18 protein-coding genes and 1 riboswitch are annotated in these 17,444 nt (G+C 44.4%); of the genes, 12 read left to right on the forward strand and 6 right to left on the reverse strand.

Annotated elements, in window-relative coordinates; genetic code table 11:
• Positions 1–326 precede the first annotated feature (326 nt).
• Both purH and purD read left to right on the forward strand, forming a co-directional pair.
• Positions 327–1,916, forward strand: coding sequence for a bifunctional phosphoribosylaminoimidazolecarboxamide formyltransferase/IMP cyclohydrolase (gene purH / locus PR699_RS17950; protein WP_014656943.1), 1,590 nt, complete (start codon positions 327–329; stop codon positions 1,914–1,916).
• A 16-nt stretch (positions 1,917–1,932) separates the two neighbouring features.
• Positions 1,933–3,216: a phosphoribosylamine--glycine ligase gene (gene purD / locus PR699_RS17955; RefSeq protein ID WP_014656944.1), complete on the forward strand. Its 1,284-nt coding sequence runs from the start codon at positions 1,933–1,935 to the stop codon at positions 3,214–3,216.
• A 201-nt stretch (positions 3,217–3,417) separates the two neighbouring features.
• Here purD and PR699_RS17960 read toward each other — a convergent pair whose 3' ends face one another.
• The 6 genes from PR699_RS17960 to nudC all read right to left on the reverse strand — a co-directional run bounded on the left by PR699_RS17960 (position 3,418) and on the right by nudC (position 7,977).
• On the reverse strand, positions 3,418–4,041 hold the full coding sequence (locus tag PR699_RS17960; protein WP_014656945.1) for a DUF1481 domain-containing protein: 624 nt from the start codon (positions 4,039–4,041) through the stop codon (positions 3,418–3,420).
• Positions 4,042–4,130: 89 nt separating this feature from the next.
• Positions 4,131–4,403, reverse strand: coding sequence for an HU family DNA-binding protein (locus PR699_RS17965; RefSeq protein WP_004924821.1), 273 nt, complete (start codon positions 4,401–4,403; stop codon positions 4,131–4,133).
• A gap of 201 nt (positions 4,404–4,604) precedes the next feature.
• The gene (locus PR699_RS17970) at positions 4,605–5,192 is read right to left on the reverse strand and encodes a YjaG family protein (RefSeq protein WP_004924819.1); all 588 of its coding nucleotides are present in this window, start codon (positions 5,190–5,192) and stop codon (positions 4,605–4,607) included.
• Positions 5,193–5,266: 74 nt separating this feature from the next.
• A complete protein-coding gene (gene nfi / locus PR699_RS17975; protein ID WP_040132713.1) occupies positions 5,267–5,938 on the reverse strand; it encodes a deoxyribonuclease V in 672 nt (223 codons plus the stop codon).
• 95 nt (positions 5,939–6,033) lie between these two features.
• Positions 6,034–7,098 (reverse strand): uroporphyrinogen decarboxylase, encoded by a 1,065-nt coding sequence (hemE, locus tag PR699_RS17980; protein WP_014656947.1) that lies wholly within the window; start codon positions 7,096–7,098, stop codon positions 6,034–6,036.
• A 99-nt stretch (positions 7,099–7,197) separates the two neighbouring features.
• Positions 7,198–7,977 (reverse strand): NAD(+) diphosphatase, encoded by a 780-nt coding sequence (gene nudC, locus PR699_RS17985; RefSeq protein WP_004924813.1) that lies wholly within the window; start codon positions 7,975–7,977, stop codon positions 7,198–7,200.
• A gap of 239 nt (positions 7,978–8,216) precedes the next feature.
• Here nudC and PR699_RS17990 point away from each other — a divergent pair, with 239 nt between their 5' ends.
• The 10 genes from PR699_RS17990 to thiS all read left to right on the forward strand — a co-directional run bounded on the left by PR699_RS17990 (position 8,217) and on the right by thiS (position 17,443).
• A complete protein-coding gene (locus tag PR699_RS17990; RefSeq protein WP_014656948.1) occupies positions 8,217–9,269 on the forward strand; it encodes an ABC transporter substrate-binding protein in 1,053 nt (350 codons plus the stop codon).
• A gap of 24 nt (positions 9,270–9,293) precedes the next feature.
• Positions 9,294–10,112, forward strand: coding sequence for an alkaline phosphatase family protein (locus PR699_RS17995; protein WP_014656949.1), 819 nt, complete (start codon positions 9,294–9,296; stop codon positions 10,110–10,112).
• Positions 10,112–11,017: an ABC transporter permease subunit gene (locus PR699_RS18000; RefSeq protein WP_004924805.1), complete on the forward strand. Its 906-nt coding sequence runs from the start codon at positions 10,112–10,114 to the stop codon at positions 11,015–11,017. Before PR699_RS17995 ends, PR699_RS18000 begins: the two co-directional genes overlap by 1 nt.
• Entirely contained in the window at positions 11,004–11,822 is an 819-nt protein-coding gene (locus PR699_RS18005) for an ABC transporter permease (RefSeq protein WP_004924802.1), read from the forward strand. Before PR699_RS18000 ends, PR699_RS18005 begins: the two co-directional genes overlap by 14 nt.
• Positions 11,822–12,838: an ABC transporter ATP-binding protein gene (locus PR699_RS18010; protein WP_014656950.1), complete on the forward strand. Its 1,017-nt coding sequence runs from the start codon at positions 11,822–11,824 to the stop codon at positions 12,836–12,838. Before PR699_RS18005 ends, PR699_RS18010 begins: the two co-directional genes overlap by 1 nt.
• A gap of 22 nt (positions 12,839–12,860) precedes the next feature.
• A complete protein-coding gene (locus PR699_RS18015) occupies positions 12,861–13,523 on the forward strand; it encodes an HAD family phosphatase (protein WP_014656951.1) in 663 nt (220 codons plus the stop codon).
• Between the two features lie 28 nt (positions 13,524–13,551).
• Positions 13,552–13,663, forward strand: a riboswitch (TPP riboswitch).
• A gap of 200 nt (positions 13,664–13,863) precedes the next feature.
• Positions 13,864–15,813, forward strand: coding sequence for a phosphomethylpyrimidine synthase ThiC (gene thiC / locus PR699_RS18020; RefSeq protein WP_004924795.1), 1,950 nt, complete (start codon positions 13,864–13,866; stop codon positions 15,811–15,813).
• The gene (gene thiE, locus PR699_RS18025; RefSeq protein WP_004924793.1) at positions 15,797–16,435 is read left to right on the forward strand and encodes a thiamine phosphate synthase; all 639 of its coding nucleotides are present in this window, start codon (positions 15,797–15,799) and stop codon (positions 16,433–16,435) included. Before thiC ends, thiE begins: the two co-directional genes overlap by 17 nt.
• A 61-nt stretch (positions 16,436–16,496) precedes the next feature.
• On the forward strand, positions 16,497–17,255 hold the full coding sequence (locus tag PR699_RS18030; RefSeq protein WP_004924791.1) for a HesA/MoeB/ThiF family protein: 759 nt from the start codon (positions 16,497–16,499) through the stop codon (positions 17,253–17,255).
• The gene (gene thiS / locus PR699_RS18035; RefSeq protein WP_004924788.1) at positions 17,243–17,443 is read left to right on the forward strand and encodes a sulfur carrier protein ThiS; all 201 of its coding nucleotides are present in this window, start codon (positions 17,243–17,245) and stop codon (positions 17,441–17,443) included. Before PR699_RS18030 ends, thiS begins: the two co-directional genes overlap by 13 nt.
• Position 17,444: the final 1 nt, after the last annotated feature.

Below are 17,444 nucleotides of genomic sequence, written 5' to 3' on the forward strand. Positions count from 1 at the left end.
CCCCTTTTTATCACTTTTTTATTCGATTGCTGCATTCCACAGCAAAACGCACCTTTATACAGATTTACCCACAAAGTTATCCACAACCATAAAAATAATTAAAATATAACGCGCATTACGCAAACGATTGCGTTACAATTAGCATGAAAATTCATCGTTGATTTTATTTTTATGTTCTGAAATTGTTAGTGGCTTATCTCTATCTATTGATATTTTGATGTGATTAAACAGTTACAGCAGAAATAGGTATATATAAGAAGCGTCGTTTTTACGCTTTAAACTAACTCTTACGGTTTTATTGCTTTCTTATCCAAGGGATCTATCTCATGCAACAGCTTCGTCCTATTCGTCGTGCCCTGCTCAGTGTTTCTGATAAAACAGGTGTTGTTGAATTCGCTAAAGCGCTTTCACAACGAGGTGTTGAACTGCTCTCTACAGGTGGAACCGCAAAACTACTTGCCGAGTCAGGGTTAAAAGTCACCGAAGTTTCAGACTATACAGGGTTCCCTGAAATGATGGATGGTCGTGTTAAAACACTTCACCCAAAAGTTCATGGTGGCATTTTAGGTCGTCGTGGCATTGATGATGCCATTATGCAGCAACATAATATCGAACCGATTGATATGGTTGTTGTCAATCTGTACCCCTTTGCACAAACCGTCGCTAAGCCTAACTGCACCCTAGAAGATGCTGTTGAAAATATCGATATCGGCGGCCCCACAATGGTGCGCTCAGCCGCTAAAAACCATAAAGATGTCGCGATTGTTGTAAACAGCAATGATTATGAAAAAATCATTGAAGAATTGGATAACCACGATAACTCTTTAAATTGGTCTACTCGTTTTGACCTTGCTATTAAAGCGTTCGAACATACTGCCGCTTATGACAGTATGATAGCCAACTACTTTGGCGAATTAGTCACCCCTTATTATGGCGATACAACGCAACCATCGGGACGTTTCCCTCGTACGTTGAATTTAAACTTTATCAAAAAACAAGACATGCGTTACGGTGAAAATAGTCACCAAGATGCCGCTTTTTATATAGAAGAGAACCCAAAAGAGGCATCAATCGCCACGGCGACACAGCTGCAAGGTAAGGCTCTCTCTTATAACAATATTGCTGATACAGACGCCGCTTTAGAATGTGTTAAATCTTTCGAAGAGCCAGCCTGCGTTATCGTCAAACATGCCAACCCTTGCGGTGTTGCTATTGGTAATAATATTCATGCAGCTTACGATCGCGCGTTTAAAACGGATCCAACGTCTGCATTTGGTGGCATCATTGCCTTTAACCGTCAGCTTGATAAGGCAACAGCAGAAGCGATTATTGAGCGCCAATTTGTAGAAGTTATTATTGCACCAACGGTTGCCGATGATGCTCTTTCAGTATTAGCGACCAAGCAAAATGTGCGTGTTCTTACATGTGGTGAGTGGGATAAACCTGTTGCAGGATTAGATTTTAAACGTGTTAACGGTGGTTTATTGGTCCAAGACCGTGACCTTGGTATGGTTGAACCTGACGAGCTACGTGTTGTGACTAAACGCCAACCCACTGAGCGTGAATTTAAAGATGCCCTATTCTGTTGGAAAGTCGCTAAATTCGTTAAGTCGAACGCGATTGTTTATGCCAAAAATGATATGACTATTGGCATTGGTGCAGGGCAAATGAGCCGAGTGTATTCTGCGAAAATTGCAGGTATTAAAGCCGCAGATGAAGGCTTAGAAGTTGCAGGTTGTGCAATGGCCTCCGACGCATTCTTCCCGTTCCGTGACGGTATTGATGCAGCGGCAGCCGTTGGCGTGACCTGTGTGATCCAGCCAGGTGGTTCAATCCGCGATAGCGAAGTGATTGAAGCGGCTAACAAGCACGGCATCGCCATGATTTTCACTAATATGCGCCATTTCCGCCATTAATCATGTGGAGTTAAGTATGAATATTTTAATTATTGGTGGCGGTGGTCGTGAACACGCCCTAGCATGGAAAGCCGCACAGTCACCACTTGCTGACAAAGTTTATGTGGCTCCGGGTAATGCTGGAACTGCATTAGAGCCTAATCTTGAAAACGTGGCTATCTCAGCAACGGATATCGATGGATTATTAAAATTTGCGAAAGAGCAACAAATCGGCCTAACGATTGTTGGCCCAGAAGCACCACTGGTCATTGGGGTCGTTGATGCGTTCCAAAAAGCAGGGCTAACCATTTTCGGTCCGACTCAAGGCGCCGCACAGCTCGAAGGTTCGAAAGCTTTTACGAAAGACTTTTTAGCTCGTCACAAAATACCGACAGCCGCTTACCAAAATTTTACTGAAATCGAACCTGCTTTGGCGTATCTGGATAAAGTCGGCGCACCGATTGTTATTAAGGCTGATGGTCTTGCCGCAGGTAAAGGTGTCATTGTCGCGATGACGCTGGCTGAAGCTAAAGATGCTGTGCACGATATGCTTGCTGGTAACGCATTTGGTGATGCAGGTCACCGTATCGTGATTGAAGAGTTCTTAGACGGTGAAGAAGCAAGTTTTATTGTGATGGTGGACGGCGAAAATGTCATTCCAATGGCAACTAGCCAAGACCATAAACGTGTTGGTGATGGTGATACAGGTCTTAACACGGGCGGCATGGGCGCATATTCACCGGCGCCCGTTGTGACAAATGAAATTCACCAGCGTGTCATGGAACAAATCATCTATCCAACAGTAAAAGGTATGGATGCCGAGGGGCATCGTTATCAAGGTTTCCTCTATGCGGGTCTAATGATTGATAAGGCTGGTAACCCTAAAGTTATCGAATTTAACTGCCGTTTTGGCGATCCTGAAACTCAACCTATCATGATGCGTTTACAATCTGATTTAGTCGAGTTGTGTCTTGCAGGGGCAAAAGGTGAGCTAGCAGGTAAAGATTCCTTATGGGATGAACGCCCTGCTCTCGGTGTGGTAATTGCTGCCGGAGGTTATCCAGGTGATTACCGCCAAGGTGATGTGATCCACGGTTTGCCGACCGAAGAAATGGCGGATAGCAAAGTATTTCATGCTGGCACTAAAATGAAAGATGATAAGGTCATCACTGCCGGAGGCCGTGTTCTTTGTGTCACAGCACTCGGTAATGATATCGCCCAAGCTCAACAAAAAGCCTATCAAGCCGCTGAAAATATTCATTGGGATGGCAGTTTTTACCGTAAAGATATTGGTTATCGTGCCGTCGCACGCCTGAAATAGCGAGCACAGAAGCTAAACTCACTAAGCTGATAAACAGCCGCTTTATCAGCTTTTTTATTTCTAACAGGCGAAAGCGCTGAGTATTTCGTAGCCTAACTAGGCGACAAAGTAATTTATCCTCGGGGGTATACACAAATATGTGACTGAGGTGAGTTGCTGAAGCCAACAACGTTAGGATGCGAAAGACGACGAGCGGTGAGATTACAATGAATCTTTACTAGGCTGCCAGCGGCAAAAATCGGTATCCGCAACCATCAAAAGTTGATTCCCTTCAGGGGATTCTAACCAAGCAATATTCAGCTGTTTATGCCAAACTTTTGTTCGGCTTTCTAACCAATTTTGTGCATAAGGTTCAAATTCGACTTTTTTGACATCACCGCCACAAGTGACGACTTGGTTTTGTGACCAACGGCCTTGGTATAGTTTCACACCACCGACTACCAAAGCAGTATTAATATCTAAAATACGTTTTGCTTCAAAACGCCAACGGATAATGTCATCGGAAGAAAGTGCGGTTTTGCGATCTTTTTCGACTCGTTGCATAAAGATCACATCATCGTTTTTGTTAAAACGGAGTTGTTCCATCATTTCTTGCTCACCCGCATTTAAGATTTGGCTACGAATTTGCCAAAGCTGGCCTGCTCGGTACTCGAAGAAATTAACGGAAGTATCAGTGCCTTTGTAAGGGCTGTAAACAACCATAAGCACTTGAGGGTCATTTTTTGCGTCATTAAGACGCCACATACGGATTACACCATCATCCGCAATAAATCCACTCGCACTAAACTCGGGAAAGTTGTTACGAGAAGAACAGGCGCTGAGCATTGAGATGGCTCCCAATACCAGCAACCCTTTCCGAATGAACAAAAGGGGTCGTTGACTACCCCCCCTGATAATTCTAGTTTGCAACTTAATTATTTTACCGCTTCTTTCAGTGCTTTACCGGCAGAGAAAGCAGGAACATTAGTTGCTGGGATAGTGATCTCTTCGCGAGTTTGCGGGTTACGACCGGTACGCTCTGCACGGTGGCTGACTTTGAAAGTACCGAAACCGACCAGTTGTACTTGCTCGCCTTTTTTCAGCGTTTCTGAAATAGCATTCAGAGTTGATTCTAATGCTGCTTTAGCCTGTACTTTTGTCAGGTCTGCTGATTCTGCGATAGCATCAACTAATTCAGTCTTGTTCATAAATTATCCTTACACAGTGTGTTTATCGTTTGCAAAGCATCGAGTGCGTCGGATATGCCAAATTGACAGCCCCTGATACACGCCCCCGATAGCCACTTCTCTTCTTGCCCCTAAATGTAGACCAGTCTAGGGGCAAATGTGAAGTCTTAGTCATCAGCATTACTGCGCTAAGTCACGTTTTCATCAATGAAACGCTAAAAACTAGCCTACAGTAATACCAATATTGCTAACCCCCGCTTCACGGAGGTCAGATTTTAATCCTTTAATTAACTCTAAGTCTCGCTCTTCACAGGCAGCCAGTAAACGGAAAATTTCCCACTGGATATCCCACTCTTCCTCAATAGAGGACAATTCTTTCAGCTCTTCCTCTGACATTTCCCTACCAGCTTGGGTCATTTCCAGCATCGCAACAGTACGAATCGATGTTTCGCTAACCGCAATAGCATGGCTCAGTGTTTCGCCACTTAATTTTGCATGAACCACTTCACCTAAAGCGATACAAGCATCGATGGCTGGATAAACACCGTAGAAATCAAAATCATCTGCTGACGGTATAATTTCTTCTAATTTTTCGAGCTGATTGTCGAAATTAATTTTACTGTCTTTAACGACCAGCGTTTCCCATACCAAATCAAGTATAGACCGATAAACCTTTGCGTCAGTAAATTCACTTTGCTGACAAAACATTTGGTAGTTGGGGTACATTCGTTCGCACAGGCATGCCATAAAAGTAACATGTTGCCAGCTTTCTAGTTTTTCCAACCTCAAATGGATGGGATTTCTTAACATAATTTCAGACTCATCAATCTCAATACATCGCAGTTTACCTGAAAATCTGCCAATACCACATATTTTGCTGATAATTAGCCGGATTTCTCTTTCATTCGCTCAAAAAACGACCTATTAGAGGCTATTCCATCAGCAAGTCGCGTTGGCTCAGGTAGCCGATACCCCTTTAAACAGCGTTCAACCCACTCACGAGAAGCACTGACACTCATCTTATGACCCGGTGAAATAAACAAAGGATTGCATCTTTTTTTACTTCTCAGCACCCAACCAAGCTGATCTTCGCCATGCCGTAATGGTTGAAAACTTCCCGGGGCTTCATTCACTGCTTCATAGTCACCGTACAATCGACTTTTTGCGACTCCAATGGTTGGCACATCAGCCTGTAAGCCAAAGTGACACGCAACACCGAAACGACGAGGATGGGCGATCCCTTGACCATCAACTAACACTAATTCAGGTTTATGATGCAGTTGTTGCCAAGCTGCCATCAATCCAGGCACTTCACGAAAAGAGAGCAAACCCGGAATATAAGGTAATTGTGTGGGTATTCGCGCAATCTGATACTCAACCAATTGCAAATCGGGCCATGACAGAACGGCGATCACCGCACGAGTGACAGTACCTTGCTGCTCAAAGCCCACATCAGCACCACCGATAAAAATCGGCTGTATATTGTTTTCATTCAATACAATAAGCTGTGCTTTATCTGCTTGCTCTTGTCGCAACAATCGAGTGTCTATGGCCATGATGTGCTCAATACTTATTATGATTAACGATTAATGATAGAAGATAACAGCGTACTTACAAGGATCTGTGAGTACGCTATCAAAAAACCGATCAGTTATTGATGGTATTGGCGGGAAAAACGGTGGACGGCATCAACAAAAGCACCTGCATGCTCAGGGGGAACATCTTGATGGATACCATGACCTAAATTAAAGACATGTCCATTACCTTGCCCGAAGCCTGCCAAAATATTTTGTACTTCTTCTTCAATGCGCGGTATCGGAGCATAAAGCATTGATGGATCCATATTTCCCTGTAGTGCCACTTTGTCACCGACTCGACGACGGGCATCCGCAATTTCAGTGGTCCAATCAAGACCTAGAGCATCACAACCTGTTGCAGCCATCTCCTCTAGCCATTGCCCACCGCCTTTTGTAAATAGGGTCACAGGCACACGGCGGCCTTCATTTTCACGTATTAGGCCATCAATGATCTTATGCATGTAATGAAGAGAGAATTGTAAATAATCACGTTTAGTTAGCACGCCACCCCATGTATCAAAAATCATGATGGATTGAGCCCCTGCCCGAATTTGCGCATTTAAATATAAAATCACGCTATCAGCGAGTTTATCCAGTAATAAGTGGAGCGCATTCGGGTCTTCATACATCATTTTTTTAATTTTTGTGAACGCTTTACTGCTGCCACCTTCGACCATGTAAGTGGCTAATGTCCACGGACTCCCCGAAAAACCGATAAGAGGTACATCCCCCTTTAGCGCTTTACGGATTGCTCTTACCGCATCCATAACATAGCCCAGTTCCATTTCCGGATCAGGTACTGGTATGTTTTTTATATCATTTAGGCAAGTGATTGGCTTTTTGAAACGAGGCCCTTCACCCATCTCAAAATAGAGGCCTAGCCCCATAGCATCAGGGATGGTTAAGATATCAGAAAATAGGATTGCGGCGTCTAATGGAAAACGACGTAACGGTTGAAGTGTCACTTCACACGCTAACTCGGTGTTTTTACACAGAGAAATAAAATCACCAGCCTGTGCACGCGTTGCTTTGTACTCCGGTAGGTAACGCCCTGCTTGACGCATCATCCATACAGGGGTGGTATCTACAGGCTGACGTAGCAAAGCACGTAGATAGCGGTCATTTTTCAACTCAGTCATTATTTACTCCATTATAGTCAGTGGCCGCCGCAAATGGCTAAGGGCCGCTATTGTAGCATGTTACACACAACAATATCAGCGCCTAAGCAATTCGCACGTTTAGGCGTCCTCTTGGCGACATAAAGCCACCGTATCTTCAATTAATCGCCTTGCGATTGTGTCACTCGGAGGAATTTTAGGTAATTCATTGTAGTGATACCACGCGGCACTCACGAGTTCATTCGGGTCAACCTTAATTTCGCCACTGTCATAGTCAGCCAGAAACCCCATCATTAATGAGTGAGGGAAAGGCCAAGGCTGAGAAGACACATAACGAATATTACGTATTGTGATCCCGCTTTCTTCCATGACTTCTCGTGCTACCGCTTCTTCCAGTGTCTCACCCACTTCAACAAAACCCGCAAGTACGGTAAAGAGAGGGTTTTGAGTATGGCGGCGGTGCTGTGCTAGCAATATATGGTCACCACGACGGATGCCAACAATAATGCAAGGCGCAATTTGTGGGTAATAGCGTTCATGGCAATGGTCACAAAGACAAGCCCACTCAGTCGTACTATGACGCATTGCGGTGCCGCAATAACCGCAGTAACGATGGGAACGATAAAACTCCGCTAACTGTACTCCACGTCCAGCTAAACGAAATAATCCCTCATCTTGTGATGCTAATAAGCGCGGTGAAGCCATATCTGTTGGCATTTTTTCAGCAATTAGCCAAACAACCTCACCTTGCCATTCACCAATCGGTGTTGCTATCTTCCCAGACAGTGACCAATCTTTTGCACTCCCCCTAGGAGCATCTCCTTGTGGTAACCATAAGCGCCCAGCAAAGCAAACAAACCACCAACCTTTCTCTGTTCCAGTTAATGTCACTTTTGTCATTTTTTACATCTTTTATTGGTATAAAAGGATTTCATCTTTTTCTATAAAGATACGCTTTTTTCACAAAATGTAATCTAGTCGTTGTACTTAATCATTTTTAGTTAGTGTTTTTGACACTTTTTAGACAGTTTTTTCCCTAAAACATCGAAAAAGTGTCACAAAACCGTCAACTCACTGTCACCTTGGAAAATTAGCATACTAACTAACCAATATAACTCCTCTATACAGTGAGAGATAAAATGAAAACGATTGTACCCGCAGTTTTACTTTCATTAACCGCGTCAAGTGCTGCTTTAGCAGCCGATAACGATTTAACCGCCTTGATTGAAGCCGCTAAAAAAGAAGGTCAAGTATACAGTGTTGGAATGCCAAATACTTGGGCTAACTGGAAAGGAACTTGGCAAGATCTCGAAAAAACCTATGGATTAAAGCACCAAGATACGGATATGAGTTCAGCGCAAGAGATTGCTAAGTTTGCCGCTGAAAAAAATAATGCTACCGCAGATATTGGCGATGTCGGCGCCTCCTTTGGCCCTGTTGCCGTACAGAAAGGCGTTACCCAACCTTATAAACCAACCACATGGTCACAAATCCCTGATTGGGCAAAAGATAAAGAAGGCCATTGGGCACTGGCTTATACGGGCACCATTGCTTTCATGATCAATAATGAGCTAGTTAAAGATGCGCCAAAAAGCTGGGATGATTTGCTAAAAGGTAAATATAAAGTCACTGTTGGTGATGTTGGTATCGCAGCTCAAGCTAACAATGCAGTATTAGCAGCGGCCTATGCGCGCGGTGGTGATGAAAATAACTTACAGCCAGCTATTGCGTTTTTTGCTGAACTTGCCAAGCAAAAACGTCTTTCCGTGAATGATCCAACCGTTGCAAATATTGAAAAAGGCGAAGTTGCCGTCGGTATTCTTTGGGATTTCAATGCGCTGAATTATCGTGATCAGATCAATCGTGACCGCTTTACCGTTGTCATTCCTTCTGATGGTTCAGTTATCTCAGGCTATACCACTATCATTAATAAATATGCCAAAAATCCAAATGCCGCGAAGTTAGCACGTGAATTTATTTTTAGCGATCAGGGGCAAATTAACCTAGCTGAAGGCTACGCCCGCCCAATTCGTGCTGAATACCTCTCCCTCCCCGAAGAGATTAAAGCCAAATTGTTACCGGATGAGCAGTACAAAAATGTTCGCCCAATTAACGATGCGGATGGCTGGGAAAAGTCGTCTCGCAAACTCCCCAAAATGTGGCAACAGCAAGTGTTAATCCACCAGCAGTAATGTCACTTAGGAAGAAAATATCTTATGTCTGATAAAGTGATCCTTGTTGTTCTCGATGGCTTGAGTTACCCAGTAGCCCATGATTGTATGGGCTACCTCAATGGACTGATCGAAGCTGATCGAGCAACGCTCTATAAAGTGGAGTGTGAGCTACCCTCTATGTCACGCCCTTTATATGAATGTATTTTGACGGGAGTTTCCCCTGTCGATAGCGGTATCGTTAACAATGACGTCGTGCGACTCTCCCACTTTGATAGTATTTTTTCTTTAGCCAAGAGAGCAGGTAAAACAACGGCAGCCGCGGCTTATTATTGGGTCAGCGAGCTATATAACCGAGCACCTTTTGTTGCGACTCGAGACCGTTTTACCAATGATAAGCAACTCGCTATCCAGCATGGCTGTTTTTACCAAGCAGACCATTATCCAGACAGCCACCTATTTATGGATGCGGAATACCTACGCACTCAATACTCGCCTGATTTTTTACTGATCCATCCGATGAATATTGATGATTCAGGCCATAAGTTTGGGTTTGATTCCTCACAATATCGTAACGCGGCGCGGCAAGCCGACACTATTTTGTCAAGTTACTTACCTCAATGGATTGAGCAAGGCTATCAAATTATTGTCACGAGTGATCATGGCATGAACAGTGATCATAGCCATGGCGGTATATTACCTGAAGAGCGCACTGTTCCTCTGTTTGTTATTGGCGAGCAATTTTCACATCAAGAACAGTGTATGGTGAAGCAAACTGCGATTTGTGGCACGGTTTGCGCCTTACTCGGAATTGAATATGGCGATAAAACAGTCTGTCACACATTATTGGTAGGTGATAATTAATGGCCGACGTTAGCGTACCTTGTGAACAAGCAAACCACCAACAAGGGAAAGCCGCAATGTTAAAGAAACACTTATCACGTTTTCATTGGGGATCAGCCTTATTAACACTGCCATTTATTACATTGTTTTGCTTGTTTCAAATCGCCCCTATGATTTGGGTATTTATCAATAGCTTTATTTATGAAGAAGCTTGGTCAGTCGACAACTACCTTGATATTTTCACCAACGATTTTTATCTGCAAGCCTTTGAGAACACCCTCTGGTTATCGATTGTCTGTAGTGTCATCGGGCTATTCATTTCTGCATTAACGGCATTTTCCATCTATAAAATGCAAGGCAGAGTACGCAGTATGATGATTTCCTTCACCACAATGGCGAGTAACTTTAGCGGTGTTCCCCTTGCCTTTGCTTTTATCATCATACTTGGGGTCAATGGCGCAATTACCCTGCAATTGAAATCTTGGGGAATTATTGAGGATTTCGATATTTATAGCGCAAGTGGGTTAATGCTGCTGTATATCTACTTTCAAATTCCTCTGGGTATTTTGTTGCTTTATCCTGCCTTTGATGCGTTGAAACCAGAGTGGGAAGATGCGGCTAAAACCATGGGAGCCAGTAAATTATCTTATTGGCGCAACGTTGCTATCCCCGTACTCGCTCCCGCATTACTTGGTACTTTTATTATTTTAGTTGCTAATGCCGTTGGGGCTTACGCGAGCACTTACGCCCTGATGAGTGGCAATTACAATCTAGTGACCATCCGTATTGCCAGCTTAGTCTCCGGCGACCTTTATTTAGAGCCTAATTTAGCAGCAGCATTATCCGTTTTACTGATTGCTATTCTTGGATTTATCACTGCCATCCATCATTGGCTATTAAAACGGAGTTATCATGCCAAGTCATAATCTTACCGCCAAGCCAAATGGCTCTTCCGGCCTTTGGCTACATAAATTCATTCTTATTAGTGTTGTTTTGTTATTAGCTCTACCTATTGTTGCCACTTTTATTTATTCAATTTCTACACAATGGGGAGCGACCGTTTTACCGGATGCCTTATCGATAAAATGGTATTTACAGTTATGGCAAGACCCTCGATTTCTGTATGCTTTTGGGCGGTCGCTGCTCATCTGTTTTAGTACTTTGTTGGTTAGCACACTGGTCATTTTACCAATGGCATTTGCCGTGTTTTACCGCTTCCCGAAATTAAAGGGGCTGATGGATTTACTGATCATCCTGCCTTTTGCTATTCCCCCTGTGGTGTCATCGGTGGGTCTATTACAAATATTTGCTGATGAGCCATTTATGTTGGTTGGTACGCCATGGATATTAATTGGTACTTATTTCACTATCACCCTACCTTTCATGTACCGTGCACTCGCTAATAGCTTCCAAGGCATTAATTTACATGACTTAATGGATGCCGCACATTTACTCGGAGCAAGTACCTTTAAGGCTTTCTTATTAATAGTATTACCGAATATTCGCAAAGGGTTACTGGTCTCATTACTGATCTCATTTTCATTTTTGATGGGTGAGTTTGTGTTTGCCAACATTTTGGTGGGAACACGTTATGAAACATTGCAAATCTACTTATTTAATATGCGTCAAACCAGCGGTCACTTTACCTCTGCGTTGGTGATGTCTTATTTCTTATTTACCTTGTTACTCACATGGCTCGCCACGCGGATGAGCCGTTCGGGAGATGAATAATGAGTTATGTTATTGCTGAAAATTTGAGTAAATCATTTGGTCAAAATCAGGTGTTCTCTAATATTCAATTCACAATAGAAAAAGGCGAATTTATTACCCTGTTAGGGCCTAGCGGCTGTGGAAAATCGACCTTATTGCGCTGTATTGCTGGACTCGAACAACCTGATAATGGTGACCTGTATATCAATCGCCAAAACATCACGCACCAAGCAGCCCAGCAGCGAGGCGTTGGCATGGTCTTTCAAAGTTATGCGTTATTCCCGAATATGACAGTTGAAGACAATATCGCCTTCGGCCTAAAAATGCGTAAAGTCAACAGCACTGAGCGCAATAAAGCGGTTGCAGACGTTATTGAAATGGTTGAGTTGCAAGGTAAAGAGCAGCAATTTCCTCACCAGCTTTCGGGTGGACAGCGGCAACGTGTCGCCCTTGCTCGTGCATTGGTGATGAAGCCCCAAATATTGCTATTGGATGAGCCACTTTCGGCATTAGATGCGCGTATTCGTAAACATCTGCGCCAACAGATCCGTCATATCCAACGTGAGTTAAAATTGACGACCATTTTTGTTACTCATGATCAAGATGAAGCCATGATCATGTCTGATCGCATCTTTTTAATGAATAAAGGGGCGATTATCCAGAACGATACAGCTGAAAATATCTACACGCAACCAGCCAATGAATTTGTGGCGCGTTTTATGGGCAATTACAACCTTGTGGAGGCTGACAAAGCCAATGCGCTACTCGGGCTTAATTTGCAAGGTACGCTCGCTATTCGCCCAGAATCCATCTATGTTAAAGAAGCAGGGCGACATTACGGTGAGCATATTTCACAGCCCGTCGATGCGATTATTTTAGATCATCAACTGTTAGGTAATATTATTCGTTATTCCGTCAATACCGCGGCAGGCAATATGACAGTTGATTTGTTAAATCGCTCATCTGAAAGACTATTTGAACCTGGTACACGCCTTGAGTTAATGTTTAATAAGAACGAAATTCGCGCACTAAGTTAGCAAACGAGATAAAAGAGGCACAATGCAAAACAAATTGGCGGTTTTTGATTTAGATGACACCCTAATTCAGGGTGATAGCAGCGTACTGTGGACACAATACCTGTGGGATAAGCAAATTATCACCGACCCGCGTTTTGTCGAAGCCGACAAACAAATGATGGCACAATATAACTCAGGCTCCCTAGATATGGCGACTTACCTGCGTTTTAGCCTGCAATCGCTATCTGGGTTCAGCATCGAGCAAGTTGATCTCTGGTTAGATAATTTTGTTGAGAGCATGATCGTGCCACGCATATATCCCGAAGGGATCCGTACAATCGAGCAGTATCGAAAGCAAGGGATCCCGATCATTGTGATCTCTGCAACCGTTTCTTTTATTGTGAAAAAAATAGCCGAACGATTCGCTGCTGATGTCGTGATGGGAATCGACATCAAGCAGAAAAATGGCGGTTACAGCACCGAAATAGAAGGCATTGCGACTTTTAAAGCAGGCAAAGTCAAACGCCTGCTTCAGTGGATCAGCCACCAGCCAATTACCGATGCCTATATTTATTTCTATACCGATTCCGCCAATGATCTGCCCATGTGCCAATTTGCCGATGAGGTGTTTATCGTAAATGGTGACGCGCGTCTTTGCCAAGTCGCCACCGAACAACATTGGACACAATATCACTGGGAAGTTTGAATATTTTTTTTGCACCTCTTATACTAGGTCCATCTTGTCGGAGTGCCTAGTGGCGAAAGCTACGGGCTGAGACCGTTAATTCGGGATCCGCGGAACCTGATCGGGTTAATACCTGCGAAGGGAACAAGAGTAATCATTCAGCGTAACAATTTTGGTTATTTGCTTTTGCATATTTAGGCTGACAACTCATACGCAACACAGCAAACGTCACCTAACAAAATGAACACGCAACGCCATACCATTACTCCATCCGAACTCCAGACAAGCAACTTTCTTACGATAAACCTGAGTGCTACGCCCATATACGCGTAATCGCTCGTGACAATGTCAGGAAATTGCTATGTCCCAAAATAATATTATCCCTACAAGCGATCTTTCTCCTAAAGCGGCGCCTGCAAGAACGCGCAAAGCACAACGTGATGCGGCCGAAAACTTTATCAATACGGTTTCTGGCGTATCCTTCCCTAATTCAAAACGTATCTACCTAACAGGTTCAAGAGACGATATCCAAGTGCCAATGCGAGAAATCCAGCTCTCACCAACCCTCATTGGCGGCGATAAAGATAATCCTCAATTTGAAGATAATGAACCTGTTCCTGTTTATGATACTTCAGGCCCCTATGGCGACCCAGCCGCAGAATTAAATGTTCATAAAGGATTAAAAAAGATCCGTGAAGGTTGGATCCGCGAGCGTAATGATACTGTTCCGGTTGATACCCTCAGCTCAGATTTTACGCAGCAGCGACTTGCCGACGCGGGTCTCGATCACTTACGATTTAATCATCGCCCCCACCCATTGAAAGCGATGAAGGGTCGCTGTGTAACACAGCTTCATTATGCACGCCAAGGTATTATTACCCCTGAAATGGAATTTATCGCCATTCGCGAAAATATGGGACGTGAACGTATTCGTGGTGACGTTTTAAGACAACAGCACCCCGGACAATCATTTGGTGCAAATCTGCCTGAAAACATCACGCCGGAATTTGTCCGCCAAGAAGTTGCCGCGGGCCGTGCCATCATCCCAGCCAATATCAATCACCCTGAATCTGAGCCAATGATTATTGGTCGCAACTTCCTAGTGAAAGTGAACGCCAATATCGGTAACTCATCGGTGACTTCTTCCATTGAAGAAGAGGTTGAAAAACTGATTTGGTCTACCCGCTGGGGAGCCGATACCGTTATGGATCTGTCTACTGGTCGTTATATTCACGAAACTCGTGAGTGGATCCTACGTAACAGTCCAGTGCCAATTGGTACTGTGCCTATTTATCAAGCACTCGAAAAGGTTAATGGGGTTGCCGAAAATCTTACATGGGAAATGTTCCGCGATACACTGCTTGAACAGGCCGAACAAGGGGTCGATTACTTTACTATCCATGCAGGTGTGCTCCTGCGCTATGTCCCTATGACGGCGAAACGTTTAACCGGTATTGTCTCCCGTGGTGGTTCGATCATGGCGAAATGGTGCCTCTCTCATCACCAAGAAAACTTCTTATATGAAAATTTCCGTGAAATTTGTGAGATTTGTGCAGCCTATGATGTCTCACTGTCATTAGGTGATGGTTTACGTCCAGGGTCAATTCAAGATGCTAACGATGAAGCCCAATTTGCTGAACTGCATACCCTTGGTGAGCTTACAAAAATTGCTTGGGAATATGACGTGCAAGTGATGATTGAAGGCCCAGGACATGTGCCAATGCAGATGATCCACCGCAACATGACGGAAGAGCTTGAACATTGTCATGAAGCGCCGTTTTATACCCTCGGCCCACTAACTACCGATATCGCTCCCGGTTATGACCATTTTACATCAGGTATTGGGGCAGCCATGATCGGCTGGTTTGGCTGTGCAATGCTCTGTTATGTCACCCCAAAAGAGCATTTGGGCTTACCAAATAAAGAGGATGTTAAGCAAGGGCTAATCACCTATAAAATTGCGGCTCATGCTGCCGACCTCGCGAAAGGGCATCCCGGAGCACAAATTCGTGATAATGCTATGTCTAAAGCGCGTTTTGAGTTCCGCTGGGAAGATCAATTTAACCTAGCTCTCGACCCAGATACCGCACGTGCTTATCACGATGAAACCCTGCCACAAGCGTCAGGGAAAGTTGCCCATTTCTGCTCTATGTGTGGTCCTAAATTCTGCTCAATGAAAATTTCACAAGAAGTCCGTGATTATGCGGCGCAAAAGGAAGCTGGCATGGAGCAAATGTCCGAAGCTTTCCGCGCTCATGGCAGCGAGTTGTATCACAGTGCCGAGGTCGTGTCCGATGAAAAAATTGCCTAGCACTCCCTTTGCTCCCACTGAGCAACGATTGGGGCTTTATCCTGTGGTCGACTCTGTAGAATGGATTGAACGCTTGCTTAATGCAGGCGTAACGACTATCCAGCTACGTATTAAAGATAAGCATGATGATGAAGTGCGTGATGATATCCAACAAGCGATTGCTCTCGGTGAAAAGCATCATGCGCGGCTATTTATCAATGACTATTGGCGCTTAGCTATCGAGCTCGGTGCCTATGGTGTTCATCTTGGGCAAGAAGATCTGGAAACCACCGACCTATTGGCTATTCATCAAGCTGGGCTACGTTTAGGCATCTCAACTCATGATCAACATGAGCTTGCTATCGCTAAATCCGTGCGCCCTTCTTATATTGCGATGGGGCATATTTTCCCAACAGAAACCAAGAAAATGCCCTCAGCACCTCAAGGATTGGAGACACTCAAAACCATGGTAGAAGCGACTCCCGATTACCCCACGGTCGCGATTGGCGGTATCTCTATCGATAGAGTGCCAGCAGTGCTCGCAACCGGTGTTGGAAGTGTCGCCTTAGTGAGTGCAATTACCAAAGCGGATGATTGGCTAGAGGCAACAAAAACCCTTTTACGCCTCGTAGAAAATCACTGATTACCTGAATCAAACCCGCCCACACGCTCTCGTGATGGCGGGTTAATTCGAGGAGTTCATCATGTTAAATGACCATGAATTTATGCGTTATAGCCGCCAGCTACTGCTTGAAGATATCGGCCCTGAAGGACAAGGCAAACTTAAAACGAGTAAGGTACTGATTGTTGGCCTTGGTGGTTTAGGCGCACCGGCATCACTTTATTTAGCAGCCGCTGGCGTCGGTGAGTTATGGCTTGCGGATCACGACGAGCTACACCTTTCTAATCTACAGCGGCAAGTTTTATATGGCACTGAGGACATTCCTCAATCTAAAGCCAAACTTGCCGCAAAACGACTACAAGATCTTAATCCACTGATCCATACCCATGTCTTACAACAAAAGTTAGATATTCACACATTGCTTCCCTTGGTTGAGCAAGTCGATTTAGTTCTCGATTGTTGCGATAACATGGCCACTCGCCATGCCGTTAATGCGGCCTGTGTCATGGCAAATAAAACATTGGTTAGTGGCAGTGCCGTGGGGTTTGGTGGGCAGCTTATGGTGCTTGAGCCACCCTTTAATCACGGCTGTTACGCATGTTTATACCCTGACCAGACGGAGCCTCAGCGTAACTGCCGTACCGCTGGTGTACTTGGCCCTGTCGTGGGGGTCATAGGCACATTGCAAGCCTTAGAGGCCATCAAATTATTAGTCGGATTGCCTTCCTCGCTAAGCGGTAAATTGCGTTTATTTGATGGTAAACAGCAGCAATGGAATACCTTGCAACTGACACCGTCCATTCAATGTCCAATCTGCCGAGAAGAAACATGCGCCTTATAATTAACGACCAGCCAATGGAGTTTGATGCGCCATTAACCGTGTCTCAATTACTCGCTTCTCTAGAGCGCAGTACGGTCGGCACGGCTTTGGCCATCAACCAAGTGATCATTCCTCGTCATCAATGGGATTCACACCTCGTGAATGACCAAGACAATATCTTATTGTTTCAAGCTATCGCTGGAGGCTAAT

Origin of the sequence: Providencia sp. PROV268 (assembly GCF_028477805.1) — a bacterium.
Lineage (GTDB): Bacteria > Pseudomonadota > Gammaproteobacteria > Enterobacterales > Enterobacteriaceae > Providencia > Providencia stuartii.